We start from the raw sequence: 21,082 nt of genomic DNA on the forward strand, positions 1-21,082 counted from the left end.
CGACGAAGAACAGAAGCCGGCGGGCCGGTAGAAATAGGACTTTTTATAAAATTGCATTTATCAGGGAGCGGAGCGGGAACACAAAACCGGGACACAACCTGATTCCGGGACATAAACCGGGACAAAATCGACCTGAAAACCGCGTTTTTGAGTGCGTTAGGGCATACGGCGGTCTCAGGAGGGAGCGCCAACAGCCAGAATGCCCGCCCTTACCGGCGGGCATTCTTCGTTTCCAGGCCATGCAGGTGCATTTGGCGTTTGGTAATTCGGTTAAATTTGGATTGGACCGGGACACAAACCGGTACGGTCAATCTAATGCGGCTCCCGACCTTTACAAGCGCACCACTAGCATATCGTTTTACCTGCGGAAGGCTGCAACAGGTGCGGGCACTGCCCAATTGGGATTAACCTACGCTGGTATAGGCAGGAATTGCGCTGGCTGCACGCGTGGCCTGAGATTTTTTCAACACTGTCGAGAGAATTGAGGACTGAACGGGCCACCTTGATAAACAAAGTGAGCAGTAGGGGCAGCGGTAGAAGGGCCTTGTGGCTGTTAGTTTTGGATTCAGCATCAAAATCGGGCATTCGTTGCGCGTCGGGTGCGATTTTGCGTGCTCAATTGCCTAAACAAGCTACCCATTGGAAACCGGCCATTACGAAACCCTCGTCACGCAGCAGCTGCGGGGCCAGCTTGCTACTTTAGAGACGGCGGTTTATGCCATTGCGGAGAAGGAACTGGGAGCCGATGATGCCGCTGTGTTTATCACGCGGCACCTGACGCAGCTGCTGGGTAGCGTGCTGGGGCAGCTGGCTAAGAACGAGGAGGTAGGCGAGCAGCTGGCGCTGGCTAACGGGATAATTGCCTACCTGCAGGAAAGGTCGGATGTGTTGGCGGCGGGCAGCCACTTGGCGCCGGAAGGACAGCTGTTGCGGGCGGTGCTGCCGCGGCTGCCGCTGCCGCTGGCGGCGCAGCACGACTTGGGTAAGCACCTCGATGGGATAGAGCCGGCGCTGCGGTTTTCACAAAGTGACCTGTTCAGCGGGGGCAATTCGGAGTTGTCGTTGGAAGCCGAGTTGAAAAAGGAAATTGCGACGGCCGACCGTATCGACTTTATCGTGAGTTTTGTGAAGTGGAGCGGGCTGCGGTTGCTGCTGCCTTCGCTCCAGGCGTTTGCCCAGCAGGGCAAGCCGCTGCGGCTGCTTACGACCACCTACATGGGCGCCACCGACCAGAAGGCGGTGGATGCGCTGGCCGCGCTGCCGGGGGCCGAACTGCGCATCAGCTACAACACGGCGCACGAGCGGCTGCACGCCAAGGCCTACCTGTTCAGCCGCAACTCGGGCTTTGATACGGCCTACATTGGGTCGAGCAATATGAGCCGTTCGGCGCTGACCAGTGGGCTGGAGTGGAACGTGAAAGTGACGGCGCAGGACAATGCAGCGATTTTGAACAAGTTCCGGGGCACGTTTGAGACCTACTGGAACTCGTCGGAATTTGAAGAGTACAGCAGCTTGCCCGAGCAGCGGCTGAAGTTGGCCCGGGCCCTGCGCCAGGAGAATAGCGGCACGGCGGAGGCCGATTCACTACCCAATTTCCGCATCCGGCCGTTTCCCTATCAGCAGGAAATTCTGGACCGGTTGGCGGTGGAAAGAAGCCTGCGGGGACACTTCCGCAACCTGGTGGTGGCGGCGACGGGCACGGGGAAAACGGTGGTGTCGGCGTTTGACTACGCCCGGTTTGCCAAGCAGTTTACCACGCTGCCGCGGCTGTTGTTTGTAGCGCACCGGGAGGAGATTTTGCGGCAGGCCCGCGCCACGTTTCGGCACATTCTGGGGGAGGCCAACTTTGGGGAATTGTGGGTGGGCACCGAGCAGCCGATACAATTTGACTACCTGTTCGTGTCGGTGCAAACCTTCGCGTCGCGGCTGGATTTCTTTCAGCAGACCATCCCGCGCGACTACTACCAGTACCTGGTGATTGACGAGGTGCACCACCTGGCAGCGGCTTCGTACCGGCCGATTCTGGCGTGGTTTCAGCCCACTATTCTGCTGGGGCTGACGGCTACCCCAGAGCGGGCCGACGGGGAAAGCATCCTGCCGGACTTCGATAACACCATTGCGGCAGAAATCCGCTTGCCCGAAGCCATTGCGCGCGGGCTGTTGGTGCCGTTTCAATACTTCTGCATCACCGACCCCGTGGACTACCGCAACGTACGGTGGACCAATGGGCGCTACGCCGCCGAGGACCTGACCAACGTGTACACCGGCAATGATGTACGGGTGAGTGCCATCGTGGGCGCGTTGCAACGCTATTTGCTGGCGCCTCACCAGGCGCGGGCGCTGGGCTTCTGCGCCACGCGGGAGCATGCGCGGCTGATGGCGGCCAAGTTCCAGGCGGCAGGACTGAAGGCCAGCTACCTGGCCAGCGGTGACACCACGCCGGAGCAGCGGCGGGCGGCGGTGGCGCAGCTGCGGCGCGGGGAACTCAACTACCTGTTCGTGGTAGACATTTTCAACGAGGGGGTTGATATTCCTGAGGTGGATACGCTGCTGTTTTTGCGGCCGACGGAAAGCCTGACGGTGTTCCTGCAGCAACTGGGCCGGGGACTGCGCCTGCACGAGAGCAAGGAATGCTTGACGGTGCTGGACTTCGTGGGACAGGCCCGGCAGGAATACAGCTACGAGCAGAAGTTTCGGGCGCTGCTGGGCCGTACCGGCGGCTCGGTGCTGAGCGAAGCAGAAGCAGGCTTTCCGCGGCTGCCCGTGGGGTGCAGCATCCAGATGGAGCGCGAGGCCATGAAATTCATTCTCGACAACATCCGGGCGGCCACCGGTGAGAATGTGCGGGTGCTGGAGCGGCGGATACGGGGCTTCGCCCTAGAAAGCGCGTTGCCGCTCACGCTGGCTACCTTTTTGGCGCACACGCATTTTGCGCTGGTGGATATTTACCGTTCGCGCGGTGACCGGGGCTGGACGGCACTGAAAGTCCGGGCGGGGGTGCTGGCCCCTCCGGAGCTGGCGGCCACGGAAAAGCAGTTGGTGGGTAGCGTTTGGCGGTTGGCGCAAGCCAACGGGCCCGCTTTTCTGGCGTTTGTGCGGCGGGTATTTGAGGCGGCGGAAGATTTGGCCGAGCTGCTGAAGCTCCCGCTGGGCCCGGAAATGGGGCTAATGCTGCACTACCTGCTGTACCAAAAGCCGGGGCCCAAGCTGGAACTGGATTCGTTGCAGGACAGCCTGGCCACGCTGCGGACCATGCCGACCCTTACAGCGGAGGTACTGGAGGTGTTGGACGTCTGCGAAGCGCAAATAAGCATCCCGCCCATGGCGGTGGCGCTGCCTTACCCGTGCGCACTGCAGCTTCACAGCCGCTACAGCCGCGATGAAATCCTGTGCGCGTTTGGCGTGTGGACGTTTGAGCGCAATCAGTCCGTGCGCGAGGGCGTCTGCTACATCGCGCCCCTGAACACGGAACTGCTGTTCGTCACGCTCCAAAAGACCAGCCGCAACTACTCGCCCACTACGCTCTACCACGACTATGCCATCAGCGACACGCTGTTTCATTGGGAGTCGCAAAACAGCACGGCGGAAGACACGCCCAAGGGCCTCAGCTACATTCGGCACCAGGCGCAAGGGAAGCAGCTGTTGCTGTTTGTGCGCGAGCAGAATCAGGATGCGGCGGGGTTGACGATGCCGTATGTGTTCCTGGGGCCCGTGCGGTACGTCAGCCATAAGGGTAACCGGCCCATGGCCATTACCTGGGAGTTGGCGACGCCGCTGCCGGGGTTCCTGTGGCACGAGGCGGGCAAGATGGCCGTGGGGTAGGCTGCGCAGCCAGTGGTTCCCTACGTGGTAAAACGCCTAGGGCAGACACGAAAAAGCTCCATTGAAATGGTGTTATATGTTCGGATGAGCTTTCGGTTAGGGAAGCGCTGAACAGCTTTACCACAAATGGAACCAGCTTGCCCCGTGGGCTTTCCGGTTCCCGCAGTGCTTGCCGCCCCACCGCTGGCCGTCAGGCCATTGAAGAAAACGGCGAAGCTAGCCGCATGCTTCCACAAATACGAGTTAGTTGCCAAAAGGGCCAGTGACCTCTGTTTGCATCACTTTTTCATTCCAGTTGGTTTTTTCCTGGCAGGGGCGCATAAAAGGGTAATGCTTTTGAAGCAGCATTTCCTTACTATGCAAGTGGGGCGAGGCTTACCCGTTGTGTCAGGCCCGAAGGCTTGTGCAGGACTTGTCAAAGCTGTTTTGCCGAGTGGGCGGGGAGCTGAAAGCCTGGAAAACGCACAAAAAAAGCCCGGCCGAGGCCGGGCTTTTTTAACAGAAATACTTCTTCTAGGCTTAGCGCTGAATGCTAACCTTCGTGCTCATGGTGCCTTCGCTGCTCGTAACCCGAACCACGTAGATACCGGAAGCCAGTTGGCTGGTGTTGAGGGCTACGCCGTTTTGGCGCATCTGCGCAGCTGGTACGGAAATGGTCCGCATGACAACCTTGCCCAGCAAATCGAGCACGGTTACCTGCATGGGAACCACGCTGTTTAGCTGGGTGCGCACCGTGAGCAGGTCCTGAGCAGGGTTCGGGTAAGCTTCCAGAGCGCCACGGGTAACGATGCCGTTCTTGTTCGACAATACAATCGGACGAGTGCCGGGGGGCAGGTCAAATCCTTGTACCACACCCCCAACGGTTGGCACGCCATTCACACGGGGGCCCTGTACGGCGTTGAAGCCCATACCCCGGCGCGCGAATACGTTCCAAATCAGGTCGGCATTGGCGGCACGGTTGGTTACGGAGTCGGCACGTAGGATGGCGTCACGACCGTCGAGGAAACCAGGGTTGCAGACTTGCAGCTTGCAGCCGTCAAGCACCAGTTTCAGCATCTTGTTGTTGCCGCCGGCAGCTACCATAAAGTCTTCGTTGTAGCCATATTTGCTGATGAACTGCCAGTTCAAATCCCAGAGTACGGTGGCCCAAACTTCGCCCACATCGTGAGTTGCCTGAGACTGACCGGCTCCGGTACCGAGTTGGCCGTAGGTGTAGTTGTTCTTGGCGAAATCTGTGGTGTAAGGCTTGCCACGGAAGCCGGGGCCTACGCCAAATGGTTCGCCGCTGTCGTAGGCAGCGATGTAGCGGTTTGTGCGGCCATCGTCGCCGGGGCGCGTGGTCATCCACAACGCGAAGAAGTCGCTCCAGCCTTCGCCCATGGTTTGGTTGCCGGTGGTGTTGTCGAGGCAGCTGGAGTTGGCTGGGCCGCCGGTGAGGCGGTTGGAAATACCGTGACCGAATTCGTGCGAAACCACGCCGTTGTCGAAAGCTCCGTCGAAATCCGGCCCCACCGTTGCGCTCCCCGACGCCACCCCGCCAGCTAACAGAGCAGCCCGCAGGCGTTCCCCATCAACCCCGCTGATGCCGATTGCGGGAATGGTAACGGTAGCATCCGTGCCACCTGGGCTTATCGGTGCCGTAGATGCCGGATTTGAGTCGTAAATAATTGCCCCAATGGCGCCGTTGAGCTGCGCATTTTTAACTTTATCGACAAAGGCGTTGCTGGCAGGAGCAGCACAGCCGCCGCGCTTAATCAAGGCTATTTTACCTTGCATGGCAGCCGCGTTCACGTAGGGCGTGGCGCAGGAGCTAACGCCGCCATCGGGCGAAACGCCATCGTTTACCAGCACAATATCACCGATGAAACCACTGGTAAGCGTCCGGACGGCCGGGCCGAAGGCAGCCGTGCCGAACTTGATAACACCGGCAACACTGGCCGGAGCCGTAATGGTGAGGTTGTTGAGTGCCCGGTTATCGAACAGGTACATCTGCATCCGGCCGGAGCTGCCGTCCGGCGGCGTCGAGAAGTTAGCGTTGTTGCGTCCGCTACCGTCCTGGGTTTCGGCTCGCACAAAGTCGTTGCCTGCGCCCTTATTGGTGATGTTCTTGTACTGGAAGTTGCCCGAAACCTCGTCAAACCCCTTGCTCATCATCACATCGTGGAGCATGTTGTTCCAGTAGAACAGGTTGGTGGTGCCGGCCGCCAGGTTGCCGGGGTCGCGGGGACCCTTCGTCTGGTCGAAAGGATAATCAAAGTCGCGGGCCGCGCCGCCATCCGGGGAGGTAATAGTAGAGTTCAGGTCGCCATTGCCCGACGTGGGGGTGCCATTGTCGTCGTAAGCGGCCACGTTGTTGCCGCGGGTGAGCTGCTTGCCGCTCGAAAGCAGCGAGTAGGTATCGGCGAAAAAGCCGGTTGGGGCTTTGGGGTCGCCCACTTGCCAGCCGTAAGGCGAATACAGTGGGTTCGTCGAGCTGAAGGGGACAATCACGCGGGGCGAAACGTCAGGGCTCTCAAACGGCACGGGAATCACCGTCATGCTATTGGGGGCACCCAGTGTGCCTTTCGCACCTGCCGTCTTGCGCGGAGCCGCCGCCTGGGCCGTGGCCAGCGGCTGCCGCCGGGCCTGGCTTTGCATAACGTGCTCCTGGAAAGTCGCGCGCTCACTCACCATGTAGTCGTTGCGGTCGACCAAGCGGCCAGTTTGCGCGTCCACGCGGGCATTCCAGCTGTGCTGCTGGTCGAGCTGCGCGATGGACACGTTCCAGACCAGCACCAGCTTGTCCTCCACGCGTACGTACATCAGGCGCACAGGAATGTTATCCTCCGAAATGCCGCCTCGGTTGAACACAATACCATCGGCGGCCCGGCCTTCCACCACGCGCTGTAGCGATACGGGGCTGGGGAGCTTCAGGGCCCTGGCTGCTGCGCCCACGGCCTGCTCGGCGCTGAGAGTTGGCGTTGCCGAGGGGGCCACGGCTGCCGCGTTGGCCAGGAAATCCTGGGTAACGAGTACCACTTTACCGCTTTGGTCGGTGTGCACGGCGCCGGTGGCGTTGAACACCGTCAAGCCGTTCACCCGCTGCTGCAGGTAGGTGTGCGTGAGGCCCGTGCTGCTGTCGAAGTACGAGCTGCTGACCACGGGATTGGCTACGTCGGCCGCGCTCAGGCGGCTTTGCGCCTTGGCTTTGGCCGAAAACGAGGCCAGCGCCTGCGCCGCAGGCGTGGCTTGCTGAGCGGAGGCCAGGACTGGCAGGGCCAGCGCGAGAGCCAGGGCCAGCTTGCCGTAGCTGGAAGGAGTAGGATTAAATGTCATATAGGAAAAGAGAAGAAAAAAATGTAAGAATGAGCCTGGCGGCAGTTTCACGAACAAGCGTATTACGTCGGCGGAACTGACTGGATAAGAAGGTTTCCCCGCTTGAAAAAGTTTGGTGCCGGGCAAAAACCGGGCTTTCCATTGGTGAGTGCCTGCGGCACCAAACTTTTATCGCCTGGCGCTGGGATGACTCCCCGCGCCGCGCTGCTTATTTCACGATGCTGATGCGGCTGGTGGTGTACTCGGCGCCGGTGCGCACGTTGAGGTAGTAGATGCCGGGAGCCAGGCTGCTAAGGTCGAGCTTGTTGGTGTAGTTGTCGCGGGCCGAGCCCGTGTACACGCTCTGACCGAGCACGTTGGTTACCTGCACGCTAAGGTTGCCCTTGGCTTTGGCCCCGTGAATTTCGAGGTCGAACAAGCCCGTGGTGGACGGGTTGGGGAACACGCTGATGGCGCGCAGCAAGGCCTCCGAATTGGCAGTAACGGCCGTGGCCGTGATGGCGATGTCGTCGATGTAGAGGTTGCCCTGGTTGGCCAGGCTCTTGATGTGGAAGCCCACAAACTGGGTGCCGGCCCCGGCGGGCAGCAGCGCTACTACCGGCGTAGAAGTACCGTTGGCCAGTGCGTACGACGTGTTGGTAATGGCGGCGTTGGTGTAGAGCACGTTCGTTTGAGCAGCTACCGTGGCGGCTGTGCCCGACGTCACTTCCAGGCTTTCGGTAAAGTCCGAAGGGCTGTTGGTAATGCCTTCGCCGCGGTAGCGGAACGCTACCTGGTAGCGCGAGGAAGCCGACAGTTCCAGTGCGGGCGTAAAGAACCAGTCGTCGGCGGCTACGTTGTTGAGCGTGAGGCCGGCGTAGCGAATATTACGAGTGCCCGAATTGGCGTTCGTGCTCGATACTGCCCAGGTGGCGGCGTCGCCATTGCTGTTCAGCACCGTGATGCCGCAGGGCAGGGCCTGGCCGGGAGGCAAGGCGTCGAAGTTTTCGCGGTAGGGGAACGTGGCCACAGTCGTAACCGCGTTGCAGCTGGTGCTGAAATTAACCGGAGCGGTGAGGAAGCTGGTGCCGCCGGCCGTGCAGTTGCTTCGCACGTACACCTGGTAGGTGGTGCCGCCCTGCAGGCCGGTGATGGTGAAAGGGCTGGTGGTAGCCGTGAGGGTGGTGCCGCTCGTAGCGGGCTGGAAGCCCACCGGACCGTAGATAATCTGGTAGCTGCCCGTATTATCAGCGTCAGCGAAAGAAACTGTGGCCGTGGTAGCCGTAGTAGCAGTTACTGCCAGCGCCGTGGGCGTAGCGCATGCGGGGGCCGGTGCTAAACCTACTTCAATGGCAAAACGCAGGGGAAGTGTAGTGGTAGCCAAGTCGAGCCACGGCGCCGTGCCGTTGCCGGAGTAATAGAATGTAGCGGCCCGCAAGGGGACTTCTTCCTGAACAGCAAGAGCTAGACCAGCTGCCTCCAACTCCTCTACTCCAATGTAAAAAGTGCCGGAACGTTGTAATCCGGGAAGGGCTACGCTGACGTTACCTCCAGCAGCTGGGCGGTTCTGACGCGGCGATGTATAAATGAGGTTACCAGGAGTAGCGCCTGTGCCAGTAGCATCATACACCAGTACCCGAAACGCGGTAGTGGGGTTTGTGGGGTCGGCATCAAATTCAATCGAAACGTCCTTCAACACAACTGTATTGGGCACCGTGTACTTCACAGATAGTACGCCACCTACGACGCCAGCACTTAAACCCCCGGTTTCAAGGGCCTTGCTGGGGTCGATGTAACTAAGTCGGTCGGCGGTAACGAGTTGTCCTACCGTTACGGAGTTGTTAGCGTTGTTATCATCGTTAGCTACGCTCACCGTCACTACGTTGGTACCAGGCAGCAGTGTGGCAGGCAGTGCCGGGAAGGCAATGGTGCCTCGAACTCCCACGGGTAGGTTTGCGGTGAAAGTTTGCGTAAGGGTATTGGCACCGGTGATGGACAGCGTAAAAACTACGCCGCTCTGAGCCGCTACGCCTACATTCGCTATAAGTGCCCGTATTTGCTGGGGTAAAGCGCTTGGGGTTGCAATTTTACCCAGCGTGTAAACGGCTTGCACCGTGATGTCGTTAGCAATTGGTGGAGTTTGCAGGAAACGGAACGTGCGTCCAGCATCCGGTGGTGCTATTGAACGAATATTGAGGGTGTTAAGCGAAGGAGGGGTTCTAGTAAAAATTGCAGCGAAGTCAGCAAAGGTTGCCGTGCTCCACGCCGCGCCCGACTGCTTAATGAGTTGCACTAGCTGTCCATCATCGAAGGCGGTGCCTTTCAGACCTACCTGGGTCAATCGCAGAGCTGAAGTAGCTCCGGCAACAGCCGCATCATAAACAAATTCAATTTTGTTAGTGCCCTCATAAAGGCGCACCTGAAAACTAATGTTGTCATACTGAGTTGGACTAACTGCGGCTTTATCTTGGACGTTTTTCCACTGAATAGTACATTTTCGGGTACCAACAGCGCCCGTTGTAGTCACCCGGTACTCGGTAGCTCCTATTGAACCTGCCTTGAGGTCAATATTGAAAGGGGCAATAATATTCGGGTCATTAGGGCTCTGGAAGGGGTCCACGATGCTAGCCGCTCTATTTTCATCTATAAACATGGCTGCCGCTGAGGGTGCGGTTGAGCCAAGCTTGATGAAGCCATTGGTATTCAATACAAACTGCGTAAAATTGGTGCCGTTGTACGAAAAGGTAAACCCAATTGGTAGTGCTGCCGAATTGGCGTCGTCTGTATTGGCAATTGCTATAGCGGCCCCTGTCGTGCCTAGGTCTTCGTAGGTACCCGCGGCTGTAGCGTCGAGGTTGGTAGCGCCGTCGGTCCTATAGTTGAGAGCCTGGGCTTGGGCGGCGGCGGCCGTGCCAGCCGTCAGCAAAGTGGCCAAACCGAGCTTTTGTAGGCCACGAACCCAGTTTCTTCGGGTGTAAGAGTTTGTCATAAGGTACAGAAAAGGGAAAAGAAAAAACAGCACAACCCAGACGGTTCATCGGGTTTGTCCTGCTGAAATAGAAAAATCAGAGTTGCAATATCACACTTATCCGCTTAACCGGAAGCCAGTCGAAACCAGTGGTTAGCCGCCTTCCACCGCCGGACATGCTGTGCGTTTTAATCTCGGCCTGCGCCAAACAGTTGAACCGGATTGTTTTGGGCGAATAATGATAAATTTTTACTAAAAAAGTATCATTTACCCTCTTTTTTGCGAAAATGACAAGTAATTGAAAATTAAAATCGTGTTTTTATCAGATGCCATAATTTTGTTATTCGTTAGGGGTGACAGTAAGTGGGCATGGACTTGTGATGGAACAACGGCTCTATACCCAGTGATGAATCTGAAATGCTTGCATTGCATCAAATAATTATTAATCAACTTATTGAATAACAAATACGAACAATAAAGGCATGAAAAATGCCCCAACTGCACAGGAGCGGTTGGGGCATTTCGGCATTGAGCTTTGCTGCCAGTGATGCTTTGGCTACTTATCAAAGGCCTCGTTCAGCACGCCCGCCAGCCGGATGCCGGCTTTCAGAATCTGCTGCTCCACGGCGGGCCCGAAAGTGGGGTAAAAGCCGTAGTCGAACTTGGGGCTGGCGGCCGCTGCGGTGTAAAGCGGCGTACACAGCTGGTACGACTCGAATAGCCAGGTGGTCATGTCGTCTTTTTGCCACTGCTTGATTTGGGCGGAGGAGGCCCGGTCGTAGGCCGCCGCCATTTCGGAGTAGGTGAAGCCGGGGTATTCCACCAGGTCGCCGTCCAGGATGCTGTGCAGGTTGGTGTCGTGCCCGCGCCAGCTCACCGGAATACCGTTGCCGCCCCGGTCTTCGGCCTGGCCCACGTGCATGGGCTGGTGAACGTCGCCCACCAGATGCACCACAAATTTCAGGGCGAACAGCTTTTCAGCGTCCGTTTTCTTAGGGTCTTTCAGGTCCTGGCGCACTTGCAGCAGGGCGTTGTAGGCGTTGGTAGGAATCGCGGCGGCCGGTGCGGCGGTAAGCTGGGCCGCAAAAGCCGGAAAGTTCAGGCCCGCAGCCACGTTGAGGTAGTGCCACGGCCCCGTTTGCCGGTACTGCGGGTCCGAGCGAATCTCATCGGGCCAGGTGCTGACCAGTGGTAGGGTTTCGGTACCCAGCAGCCGGGCAATGTTTCGTTTGGCCGAAGACGTGAGGTGGTTTTCGGCAATCCGGGCAATGGCGCGGTGCCCAACGACGCCCCAGGCCAGCAGGCTAAACGGAGCGCACAGCAAAGCCAACAGAATAATACTTTTTCTAAACATGGGAAACGGAAGCAGTGGTGGGGAAAGGGACCGCACAGGAGTGGCGCCAGTCAGGCGCCCGGCAGCCGGACCACAAAGCTAGCGCTGTGGCGCCTCCGCCGGGCATGGTTCGGCTTAGAAGGGGCTGTCCACGACCCAAATTTCGCAATCAATCCCTTGCGCAGTAAGTAGTTTGCCGGCGTACATTTGGCTGCTTAACCGCCCTGCTACTCGGAGCGGTCCACAAATGGCTATGCAACTGAATGTTATTGTTGACTTGCCCGATTTATTCATCGGGTACGATGTCGAAAAGGATTGGCTGTACGTGGACTGGAAAGGCGTTCACCACCAGGAATCGTCGCAGGCAGCCTGCGAACTGATGCTCAGCAGCCTGCGGGCCTGGCCCTGCCACAAAATTCTGAACGACAATTCCAGCATCACCCACACCACCATGCGGCTCACGGCCTGGAGCGCGCGGTGGCTGGACGAGATGCGGCTCACGGGCCTGCAGTACCTGGCGTGGGTGCTGCCGCCCGGCCTGTTGGCCCGTCAGTCGGTCGAAACCACCGTACTGGCCATTGATGCCCCACGCGTGGGCACTTTCGACGATGTAGCCTCGGCCTACGTGTGGCTGCAGCAACAGCATCCCCTCGTTAGCAGTTACCAGTAAGCACCGGGAAGCTCGCACGCCGTGCAAGCGCGGGCGCTTGCTGGTTCTATGCTCATTGCCAACGCGTTGCTGCCGATGTATACCAACCCCATTATTGACGACGACTTCCCGGACCCCACCATCATCCGCGCTACTGACGGCTGGTACTACGCCTACGGCACCCAGACCAGACGCGCCGGCCACATCATCAACCTCCAGGTAGCGCGGTCCCGGAATTTGGCGGATTGGGAATACCTGGGCGAAGGCCTGCCCGAAAAGCCCCGGTGGGCCGCCGCCAGCCAGAAAATATGGGCGCCTCATGTGAGCGAGCACGGCGGCCGGTTCTTCCTCTACTATTCGGCCCAGCCCGATGGTACCGAATTCTTCAGCCTGGCGGTGGCCGTGGCCGATGCGCCCGCTGGTCCGTTCGTGGACAGCGGCCAGCCGCTGCTAGCCGGCCCCGGCTTCACCTGCATCGACCCAATGGCTTTTGACGACCCCGCCACCAGGCAGCGCCTCCTGTACTGGGGCTCCGGCTTTGGCCCCATTTGGGTGCGCGAGCTGGCCGATAACCGGTTGGGGTTCCGCCCGGGCAGCGTGGCCCGGGCGGTGCTGCAGCCCAGCCCCTCCCAGGACCCCGACAACTACCACCGCCTGATTGAAGCCGCCTGGGTGCACCAGCACGCTGGCTGGTACTACTTATTTTTCTCCGGCGACAACTGCTGCGGCCCCAACGCGCACTACGCCGTGCTGGTGGCCCGCGCCCGGCACGCTACCGGCCCCTTCGAAACTGCCGCCACCGCCACCGGCAACCCGCACACCGCCCTGCTGGCTGCCAATGCCCACTGGCAGGCGCCCGGCCACAACTGCGTGGTGACCGACGCGGCTGGCCACGACTGGCTGGCCTACCACGCCATCGACCCGCGCCAGCCCACCTTTGCGGCCATTGATGAATCGGAAGGCAATTCGCGCCGCGTGCTGCTGCTCGATAAGCTGGACTATGCCGATGGCTGGCCCGTGCTGGCGCCTGGCGCGCCCTCGCGGCAGCCGCAACCCGCGCCCGTGGCGCAATAAGGTCCAGGCTGGCCGCAGCAGTCCAATAATTTCTTTTGAAAAACGGCCGTCTGAAAACAAGGCCCAACGCAATTTATTATGATACTACGCCGGCCTTTGCAAGCCAATGGCGGGCAGTTTTCGTACTTTGGCAGCACGTGCTTTTCGGTTTTCTTCTATGGGATTTGGGTTTTCGGTTATTCGCTGGGGAATATTGTCGATGGTGGCCTTGCTCGGCACCGGGCAAAGCCAGGCGCAGGTGGCCCCGCCCGAAACGCAGTGCCTGATGCTGCCGCTGGAGCCCGCATACCGGGCCCGGCAGTCGGCGCTGGTGGTGGAAGCGCAGGTGCTTGATGCCCAAAGCTTCTGGGATGCCGGCCACGCCCGGCTGTTCACCCGCCACCGTCTGCGTGTGTTTTCACTGCTGAAAGGCCAGCTGGCCGATACCACCGGCCTGACCCTCATCACGGAAGGCGGCCGGCTGGGTTTCGACCAGCAGGTACTCAGCAGTACGCTGCGGCTGGCGCCCGGCCAGACAGGGGTTTTCTTTTTGACCCCAGCGCCCTGGGCTGGGCTGCCCGCCCCCAAGGGTCGCGCCTGCTGGACGCCATTTGGCAGCGAGCAGGGCTTTATCGAATACAACCTGACCGACGGCACTGCAACCGAGCCTTTCCGCACCTACCCGGCGCTGGATGCGGCTTTTTACAAGGTGATGGGGCAATTCACGGGGCAGGCGCGCCAGGTGTTGCGTGCCCTGCCCGCCCGGCGGGTTGCCGCCCCGCTCGGTACGCTGGCGCCCGTCATCGCCAGCCTTTCGCCCCAAACCTTACCCGCAGGAGCTGAGGCCGTGCTCACCATCACCGGCAACGGTTTCGGTAGTGCCCGCGGCAATGGATTTGTAGAGTTTCGCAACGCTGACGACGGCGGCGCAACCTCCGTAAAAGCCCGCCCCGCCGACTACCTTACCTGGACCGATACCCGTATTCAGGTGCGTGTGCCCTCGGCGGCCAACGGCGGCCAGCCCGTTTCCAACGGCCATCCGGCCGGTTCCGGCCCTGTGCGCGTGACCACCAACGACCAGCTGGCCAGCGAGAGCCCCAGCGCCGTCACCATCATCTACGCCCTCACCAACGTGGAAAACATCGATGGCAAGCTGCTGCAACGGCCCAACCACATTGCGCAAAATGCTTCCGGAGGCCTCTCGTTTCGCTTCAGCCCCAATTTTTTGGCCAACGCGGCGGCCGTGGCGGCCATGCAGCGGGCCCTGACCACCTGGCGGTGCGCGACGGGGATGAACTGGGAAACCGGCACTCCGGCGCCCACCAATACCATTGCCGACGACGACCAGAACGTTGTGGCCTTCGATGCGGGCGCGCAACTGCCCGCCCGCGTGCTGGGCCGCACCACCACGTATTATAGCGGGTGCTTTGCGCCCAGTGGCAAGGTTGTGTTCTGGGCGAGGGAGATTGATATTCAATACGATGACGCCGCCATTTTTCAATTTGGACCCTCGCCCGCTGTGGGAAGCCTGAACCAGATTGATTTCGAAACGGTGGCCGTGCACGAGCTGGGCCACGCGCACCAGCTGGGCCACCTTATTTTGCCCGGTGCTGTGATGCACTTTGCCGTTGGGCGCGGCCAGAACAACCGGGCCCTCAACCCCCTGAGCGACGTGGCGGGCGGCCGGCAAGTGCTGCGCGCGCGCAGTTTCAAGAACCTGGGGTGTGGTGGGCCCGCCATGCTGCCCGCGCCGCTTACCAGCTTCAACGCCGAGTCGACCCGCGACGTGGGCGTGCGCTTAAGCTGGACTACCCGCGACGAATGCTTTCTTACCAGTTTTGTGGTGGAGCGCAGCCTCGGCAGCGACACTACGGCCTGGAAGCCGGTGGGCACCGTGGCCACCCAGCCGACCGCTGGCCAGTACCAGTTCGTGGATACGCAGGCACCCGCCGGGCTCTATTATTACCGCCTGCTGCTGGCCCGGCCCGATGGCTCGCGGGACGCCGTGGCTCCCCAGGTGCTGACCAGCGAAGGCGCCAGCGCGACCGTATCCATTTTCCCAAATCCCGTAACCGGGGAAAAATTGAGCTTGCAGTACCCCGCGGCGCTGGCCGGCCCCGTCCTATTTCGGTTTTATGACGCGTTGGGCCGCCGTGTACTCACCAAAAGTGTGGCCACCAACGCCGGCCTCAACATATTGCCCCTCAATGTGGCCAGCCTGATACCGGGCTTCTATATTCTGAATTGGCAGGACGCGCAGGGCAATTCCGGCAGCCGAAAATTCGTGCGCCAGTAAGCTCGCAGTGCTTTCAAATAGCTGTTTTGCAAAGCTGTTTCCAGTCAGAAAGCTAATTCCGTTGGAATAAATACCTGCTGCTGGACAGTAAAGCCAGCGGCTGGTAGCTAAAGGCTCAAAAGTTGCGGGCCGAGACGCGCGTGGCTACAGCTGCCGCCGTCGGGGCCACGATGTAGCTGGCCAGTTGGGCATCGTCGAGGTTGCCATTCAGCCATTCGTCCTCAATGTTGGCGCCCAGCTTTTTATAGAAGGCAATGGCCGGCTCGTTCCAGTCGAGCACCTGCCATTTCATGCGCTTGGCGCCCGTGGCGCGGGCCTCGGCCACCACGGCATCGAAGAGGAGCCGGCCGAAGCCGCCGCGCCGGGCGGCCTCGGTCACCACCAGGTCTTCGAGGTATAACATGCGGCCTTTCCAGGTGGAATACGCTGTGTAAAACAACGCGAGGCCCACAATTCCTGTAGCCTGGCTTTCCAGAACAAAAAAGCTGAAAATTGGCGCGGCCCCGAAGCCGTCGCGCTGCATATCGGCCAGGGTGTTGGTCACGGCGTCCGGCGCACGCTCATACGCCGCCAGCTCCTGGATAAGGGCCAGTACCTGGGGTAAATCGGCTTCCACTCCGCGGCGCAGGACAATGTTGTTTTCCATAATTTAGAATGCGACGGCCAGGCAGCGTCAAAAGAAACCGGGCCGCCGCCGCCTCAGCAGCAACGGCCCGAATTATACGTCGGTAAGCAGGAGCAAAAACCCGGGAATTACATCTGGGGCTGCATCTTTTTGATGTCCTCGGTGGCATTCACTGCGTTCAGCTCCCGGTAGGCCTCGGGCTGCTTGGCGCCGGCCGTGGTGTCGGGGGCGGCGGGCAGGGGCGGCAGTTTGGAGGTAACAATATCCTCGTCGGTGTCAACGGGCGAAGGACCGCACGAAGGCAGCGTGAAGGCAAGCAGCGCGGCGGCCAGCAGGCCGGGGAAAAGCGTTTTTTTCATGTATTGGAAAACGAATTGGGGCGCAAGTTACGCACGGCGGCCGGGTTGCGGTACGCAAAATGGTACTCTTTGCTTACGCTGAAGCAGGGCTCATGTTTTCGGGTGCCAATAAGCGGACCGTTCTGGCAGCGGGCTGTTTTAGGCGCGGCGGTGGCAAGCGCCAGGGGTTTGGCTTTACGCTTTGGGAAAAGCAACCGCGCTTCTGCCCGCATTTTGCCGCACCGCTTTGCCTCGACATTACCTTTGCCCATAATTATTTTCTGGTCTTTCCCACGTGGTTCCTCTTTCCGTCGTCATCATCACCTTCAACGAAGCGGCCAACATTGCCCGCTGCCTCCAGGCGCTGGGCGACGTGGCCAACGACGTGGTAGTGGTCGATTCCTTCTCGACCGACAACACTGTTGAAATCTGCCGGGAGCACGGCGTGCGCGTTGTGCAACACGCTTTCGCTGGCTACGTGGAGCAGAAAAACTACGCCACCGCCCAGGCCCGGTTCGACCACGTCCTGCAGCTCGACGCCGATGAGGTGCTGACCGATGAGCTGCGGCAAGCCATCCGCGCGGCCCGGCAGAACTGGCAGCACGCCGCCTACAGCCTCGCCCGCCTCACCAACTACTGCGGCCACTGGGTGCGCCACGGCGGCTGGTATCCCGACCGCAAGCTGCGCCTCTACGACCGCCGCCTGGGCCGCTGGACGGGCCTGCTCCTGCATGAGCGCTACGAAGTGAGCCCCGGCCAAACCACCGGTCCGCTCGCCGGCCACGCCCTGCACTACAGCTACCATTCCGTGGCCCAGCACGTCAGCCAGCTCAATAAGTTCACCAGCCTCAACGCCCAAGAGCTGGCGCTGCGCGGCCGAACCAAGGTCACTATCTTCCATCTGCTGCTGAAACCGCTCTGGAAATTCGTGCACGGCTACTTTTTTCGGCTGGGCTTTCTCGATGGGTTCGCCGGCCTGTGCATCGCCAGCATCTCGGCCTGGGGCGTATTTCTGAAATTTGCCAAGCTGAAAACCCGCACCCAAAGCGCCGCCGCATGAGCCAGACCTTCCTCGTGTCCCGCACCGATGCCATCGGCGACGTGGTGCTCACGCTGCCGGTGGCCGGGCAGCTCAAACGCCTATATCCCGGCTGCCGGGTGGTCCTTATCGGCCGCACCTACACCGCGCCGGTGGCGGCCGCCTGCCCCTGGGTAGATGCTTTTCTGAACCTGGACGAGCTGCTAAAACAACCGGAAGCAGCTCAGGTAGCCGCCTTGCAGGCGTATGCCGCCGCCGCCATCATCCACGTTTTTCCCAACCAAGCCCTAGCGCGCCTGGCTCAGAAGGCCAGAATTCCCGTTCGCATTGGCACCCGCAACCGCTGGCAGCACTGGCTCACCTGCAACCGCCTGGTGGCCCTGAGCCGGCGCCACTCGCCGCTGCACGAGGCGCAGCTGAACCTGCGGCTGCTCCAGCCCCTGGGATTCGCCGCCGTACCGACATTGGTGGAAGTAGCCGAATTGGTGTGTTTGCGGGCGGCTGAGCCCTTATCCACACCGTGGCAGGCACTGCTGAATAACCGCAAGCCCGGTCAGCTCAACGTTATTTTGCACCCGCGCAGCCGGGGCAGTGCCCGGGAGTGGGGGCTGGCTAATTTTGGTCAGCTGGCCCGGCTGCTGCACCAGGCCGGGCACCGTGTTTTCGTCACCGGCACCGCTGCGGAAGGGGAGGAGCTGGCCGATTGGCGGCAGGAGCACGCCGCCTGTTTCGCGGCCGACCTCACCGGTCAGCTCAGCCTGCCGCAGTTCCTGGCCTTCATTGCCGCCGCCGATGGCCTCGTGGCCGGCAGCACCGGCCCGTTGCACCTGGCCGCCGCACTCGGCCGCCACGCGCTGGGCCTGTACCCGCCCATCCGGCCCATGCACCCCGGCCGCTGGGCCCCGCTGGGCGAGCACGCCGAATACCTGGTTTTTGATGAGCCCAATTGCGAGGACTGCCGCACGCAGCCAACGGCCTGCCGCTGCATCCGGGCCGTAGCGCCCGTGGCGGTAGCAGCCCGCGTGCTGGCCTGGCTGCCGCTCCCGGAAGCGCTGCCTCATCCCAAACAATAGTTATTCGGGGCCGTTTGTCCTGTGCCTGTTGTAGGCGCGTGCAACCTGTGCGGCGCCGTAATCCGTACATCGCCATATAATGGCTGGTATTTTGTGTGCCAGATGTTGCCAAGCGGCCTTTATCACTTCGAAAGTGCTGTTTGCAGGCGTTTGCCCAACGTTTCGGCGTAGCGGCTTTTGGTGTGAGGCGATTTCGCCTTCAACCGCGCCGAGTAGTTTTGCAGTCAGATTTGTCCTATTTAGCTATAATTTCGTAGGTTTCGGCTTACAATTTCCCCCGCCCACCTGTATGAGCGATTCTCCCGAACGGGTTAAACTGAGCAAAGAGGAAAAGGACCGGCGCTTCCAGGCCGAGTTGATGCCCGTGCTCGACCCGCTCTATAACTTTGCCTACCGCCTCACCCTCGACGAGGACGATGCCAACGATTTGGTGCAGGAAACCTACCTTAAGGCCTACCGCTTTTTTGAGTATTTCGAGCCCGGCACCAACGCCAAAGCGTGGCTCTTTCGCATTCTTAAGAATTCGTTTATCAACGATTTTCGCAAGAAAAGCAAGCAGCCCGCTAAGGTCGATTACAGCGAAATTGAGGGGTATTACAATCCGGACGACGTGGAAGCGGAAGGGGAGCTCGGGGCTTCGTCCTCCGACATGCGCCAGCAGTCGACCCGCGACCTGATTGGCGATGAAGTGGCCAGCGCCCTAAATTCTTTGCCGGTCGATTTTCGCACGGTCATCATCCTCTGCGACCTGGAAGGGTTTACCTACGAGGAAATGGCCAAAGTACTTGATATTCCGATAGGTACGGTTCGTTCGCGTCTGCACCGGGCCCGTAATTTCCTGAAGGATAAGCTGGAGAAATACGCGCAGTCAATGGGATATGGCAATGATACGATAGACGACGAGACGGAACTAACCGAGCTCGAAAATAATTAACCTCCCCAGCAAGTACAGGTGAGTGTCGCTTTGCTTTGCAGGTCGTTGTCTATCACCTTTTTCTCGCGTCGCACGCATTTTCAATTATGAACCAACCCGCTACTACGAAAACCAACACGTCGGCTCCCGTTGCAATTGTCTCCGACAACGGCCCCGACTGCGACCGAGTGAACACCGTACTTGACCAACTTATCGAAGGCCAGCCCGTGACGGCGGAAGACGAGGACTACCTCTACAACCACGCCGATGACTGCTCGCCCTGTTTCGAGGACATCGCGAAACAGCGCATCTTCATTGGATTCCTGAAAGAAGGCTTGGTGCGTCGCTCCAGCCCTGCCAGTCTCCAGCAGTCCATTTTGGCCCGCGTTGGCGCCGAAATGGCCTAATTCCGGCCGCTACTGGCTAGCTTTGCGCGATGCAAGGCAAAATCATCGTGTTTTCGGCGCCTTCCGGCGCCGGAAAAACCACTATTGTGCACCGGCTCATGCAGCAGGTGCCGGAGCTAAGCTTTTCTATTTCGGCCTGTACCCGCGACCGCCGTGGCCGTACCGAAGCCAATGGAAAAGACTATCACTTTATTTCCGTTCAGGACTTCCAGGACAAAATTCGGCACGACGAATTTGTGGAGTGGGAGGAAGTGTACGAAGGTGCTTTTTACGGTACGCTGAAATCAGAGATTGAGCGCATCTGGGACAGCGGCAAGCACGCCATTCTGGACGTCGACGTGAAAGGCGGCCTCAGCATTAAAGAGTTTTACAAGGACCGGGCGCTGGCAATTTTTGTCCGTCCCCCGTCCATCGAAGTCCTTGAGCAGCGCCTGCAGGCGCGGGCCACCGACTCGCAATCCAGCATTTCTTCGCGGGTATACAAAGCCAATTTCGAGCTGGCGTTCGAAGACCGGTTCGACGTGACGGTGGTTAACGACGACCTCAACGAGGCCTCGGCTCACGCCGAAAAGCTGGTGCGCCAGTTCATCAGCGCCGAATCGGCCATCGTATGAGCGGCCGGGCTCGGATAGGGCTCCTTTTCGGCTCGTTCAATCCCGTGCATATCGGCCACTTAATTCTGGCCGAGCACTTCGCCACCCGTACCGACCTGGCCGAGGTTTGGTTTGTGGTATCGCCGCACAGTCCCTTCAAGGAAGTGGCAGATTTGCTGCCCGAAAGGGAAAGGCTGCGCTTGGTCGAGTTGGCGGTAGCCGGCAACCCGCGTCTCCGCGCCGAAGACATTGAGTTCGGCCTGCCGCGCCCCAGTTACACCATTGCGACGCTCGATGCCTTGCGGCTGCGCCACCCCGCGCACGATTTTGTGCTGCTGATGGGAGCCGATAACCTGCCGGGCCTCCCACGCTGGCAGGAATCGGCCCGCCTGCTGGCCGAAGTGGATATCTATATCTACCCGCGCCCCGGCACGGCGCTGCCGGCACTAACGCTCTTCTCCCGCGTGCAGGTGATGAAGGCCCCGTTGCTGGATATTTCCGCCACATCCATTCGCGCAAATCTCCGCGCAGGCCACAGTATACGTTATCTGGTGACGGATGCGGTAGCGGAAGTGCTGATGGCGCAGAAAAGCTATCTGTAGCCCGCCACAAATTCCAGTAAGAGACAGGTTAAATAAAAAGGTCCCGGTTGCGTTTAGCAACCGGGACCTTTTTTTAG

General features: G+C 59.9%; 15 protein-coding genes. 10 read left to right on the forward strand and 5 right to left on the reverse strand.

Going from position 1 to position 21,082, the window contains the following annotated elements; genetic code table 11:
* Positions 1-639: 639 nt before the first annotated feature.
* Positions 640-3,822, forward strand: a complete 3,183-nt coding sequence (locus GM79_RS20010; protein ID WP_035567356.1) for a DUF3427 domain-containing protein — start codon at positions 640-642, stop codon at positions 3,820-3,822.
* Between the two features lie 519 nt (positions 3,823-4,341).
* Here GM79_RS20010 and GM79_RS23405 read toward each other — a convergent pair.
* The 3 genes from GM79_RS23405 to GM79_RS20025 form a co-directional block, all read right to left on the reverse strand.
* Complete coding sequence (locus GM79_RS23405) at positions 4,342-7,137, reverse strand: M36 family metallopeptidase (RefSeq protein ID WP_051719116.1); 2,796 nt, start codon at positions 7,135-7,137, stop codon at positions 4,342-4,344.
* 208 nt (positions 7,138-7,345) lie between these two features.
* On the reverse strand, positions 7,346-9,061 hold the full coding sequence (locus GM79_RS25635) for a T9SS-dependent choice-of-anchor J family protein (RefSeq protein ID WP_161787226.1): 1,716 nt from the start codon (positions 9,059-9,061) through the stop codon (positions 7,346-7,348).
* 1,579 nt (positions 9,062-10,640) lie between these two features.
* On the reverse strand, positions 10,641-11,438 hold the full coding sequence (locus GM79_RS20025; protein WP_035567360.1) for a S1/P1 nuclease: 798 nt from the start codon (positions 11,436-11,438) through the stop codon (positions 10,641-10,643).
* 226 nt (positions 11,439-11,664) lie between these two features.
* Here GM79_RS20025 and GM79_RS20030 point away from each other — a divergent pair, with 226 nt between their 5' ends.
* The 3 genes from GM79_RS20030 to GM79_RS20040 all read left to right on the forward strand — a co-directional run bounded on the left by GM79_RS20030 (position 11,665) and on the right by GM79_RS20040 (position 15,415).
* Positions 11,665-12,087 (forward strand): hypothetical protein, encoded by a 423-nt coding sequence (locus GM79_RS20030; RefSeq protein WP_035567361.1) that lies wholly within the window; start codon positions 11,665-11,667, stop codon positions 12,085-12,087.
* Positions 12,088-12,135: 48 nt separating this feature from the next.
* On the forward strand, positions 12,136-13,140 hold the full coding sequence (locus GM79_RS20035) for a glycoside hydrolase family 43 protein (RefSeq protein ID WP_035567362.1): 1,005 nt from the start codon (positions 12,136-12,138) through the stop codon (positions 13,138-13,140).
* A gap of 157 nt (positions 13,141-13,297) precedes the next feature.
* The gene (locus GM79_RS20040) at positions 13,298-15,415 is read left to right on the forward strand and encodes an IPT/TIG domain-containing protein (protein ID WP_161787227.1); all 2,118 of its coding nucleotides are present in this window, start codon (positions 13,298-13,300) and stop codon (positions 15,413-15,415) included.
* 115 nt (positions 15,416-15,530) lie between these two features.
* Here GM79_RS20040 and GM79_RS20045 read toward each other — a convergent pair whose 3' ends face one another.
* Together GM79_RS20045 and GM79_RS20050 are read right to left on the reverse strand one after the other, a co-directional pair.
* Positions 15,531-16,061 carry a GNAT family N-acetyltransferase gene (locus GM79_RS20045; RefSeq protein ID WP_051719117.1) on the reverse strand — a complete coding sequence of 177 codons (531 nt, stop codon included), beginning with the start codon at positions 16,059-16,061 and terminating at the stop codon, positions 15,531-15,533.
* Between the two features lie 107 nt (positions 16,062-16,168).
* Entirely contained in the window at positions 16,169-16,399 is a 231-nt protein-coding gene (locus GM79_RS20050) for a hypothetical protein (RefSeq protein ID WP_035567365.1), read from the reverse strand.
* A gap of 274 nt (positions 16,400-16,673) precedes the next feature.
* On the opposite strand from GM79_RS20050, the gene GM79_RS20060 reads away from it, so the two are divergent.
* The 6 genes from GM79_RS20060 to nadD all read left to right on the forward strand — a co-directional run bounded on the left by GM79_RS20060 (position 16,674) and on the right by nadD (position 21,005).
* Entirely contained in the window at positions 16,674-17,438 is a 765-nt protein-coding gene (locus tag GM79_RS20060; RefSeq protein ID WP_035567368.1) for a glycosyltransferase family 2 protein, read from the forward strand.
* A complete protein-coding gene (locus GM79_RS20065) occupies positions 17,435-18,490 on the forward strand; it encodes a glycosyltransferase family 9 protein (protein ID WP_035567369.1) in 1,056 nt (351 codons plus the stop codon). Before GM79_RS20060 ends, GM79_RS20065 begins: the two co-directional genes overlap by 4 nt.
* A 289-nt stretch (positions 18,491-18,779) precedes the next feature.
* Positions 18,780-19,424: a sigma-70 family RNA polymerase sigma factor gene (locus tag GM79_RS20070; RefSeq protein WP_035567370.1), complete on the forward strand. Its 645-nt coding sequence runs from the start codon at positions 18,780-18,782 to the stop codon at positions 19,422-19,424.
* 86 nt (positions 19,425-19,510) lie between these two features.
* On the forward strand, positions 19,511-19,810 hold the full coding sequence (locus tag GM79_RS20075) for a hypothetical protein (protein WP_035567371.1): 300 nt from the start codon (positions 19,511-19,513) through the stop codon (positions 19,808-19,810).
* 29 nt (positions 19,811-19,839) lie between these two features.
* Positions 19,840-20,424, forward strand: a complete 585-nt coding sequence (gene gmk / locus GM79_RS20080) for a guanylate kinase (RefSeq protein ID WP_035567373.1) — start codon at positions 19,840-19,842, stop codon at positions 20,422-20,424.
* On the forward strand, positions 20,421-21,005 hold the full coding sequence (gene nadD, locus GM79_RS20085; RefSeq protein WP_035567375.1) for a nicotinate (nicotinamide) nucleotide adenylyltransferase: 585 nt from the start codon (positions 20,421-20,423) through the stop codon (positions 21,003-21,005). Before gmk ends, nadD begins: the two co-directional genes overlap by 4 nt.
* Positions 21,006-21,082: the final 77 nt, after the last annotated feature.

Origin of the sequence: Hymenobacter sp. IS2118, assembly GCF_000715495.1 — a bacterium.
Taxonomy (GTDB): Bacteria; Bacteroidota; Bacteroidia; order Cytophagales; family Hymenobacteraceae; genus Hymenobacter.

Bases quoted from the DNA above. Each gene is read 5' to 3' on its own strand.
- GM79_RS23405 (WP_051719116.1), bottom strand. From the start codon at position 7,137: ATGACATTTAATCCTACTCCTTCCAGCTACGGCAAGCTGGCCCTGGCT.
- GM79_RS20025 (WP_035567360.1), bottom strand. From the start codon at position 11,438: ATGTTTAGAAAAAGTATTATTCTGTTGGCTTTGCTGTGCGCTCCGTTT.
- GM79_RS20030 (WP_035567361.1), top strand. From the start codon at position 11,665: ATGGCTATGCAACTGAATGTTATTGTTGACTTGCCCGATTTATTCATC.
- GM79_RS20035 (WP_035567362.1), top strand. From the start codon at position 12,136: ATGCTCATTGCCAACGCGTTGCTGCCGATGTATACCAACCCCATTATT.
- GM79_RS20040 (WP_161787227.1), top strand. From the start codon at position 13,298: ATGGGATTTGGGTTTTCGGTTATTCGCTGGGGAATATTGTCGATGGTG.
- GM79_RS20045 (WP_051719117.1), bottom strand. From the start codon at position 16,061: ATGGAAAACAACATTGTCCTGCGCCGCGGAGTGGAAGCCGATTTACCC.
- GM79_RS20050 (WP_035567365.1), bottom strand. From the start codon at position 16,399: ATGAAAAAAACGCTTTTCCCCGGCCTGCTGGCCGCCGCGCTGCTTGCC.
- GM79_RS20065 (WP_035567369.1), top strand. From the start codon at position 17,435: ATGAGCCAGACCTTCCTCGTGTCCCGCACCGATGCCATCGGCGACGTG.
- GM79_RS20070 (WP_035567370.1), top strand. From the start codon at position 18,780: ATGAGCGATTCTCCCGAACGGGTTAAACTGAGCAAAGAGGAAAAGGAC.
- GM79_RS20075 (WP_035567371.1), top strand. From the start codon at position 19,511: ATGAACCAACCCGCTACTACGAAAACCAACACGTCGGCTCCCGTTGCA.
- gmk (WP_035567373.1), top strand. From the start codon at position 19,840: ATGCAAGGCAAAATCATCGTGTTTTCGGCGCCTTCCGGCGCCGGAAAA.
- nadD (WP_035567375.1), top strand. From the start codon at position 20,421: ATGAGCGGCCGGGCTCGGATAGGGCTCCTTTTCGGCTCGTTCAATCCC.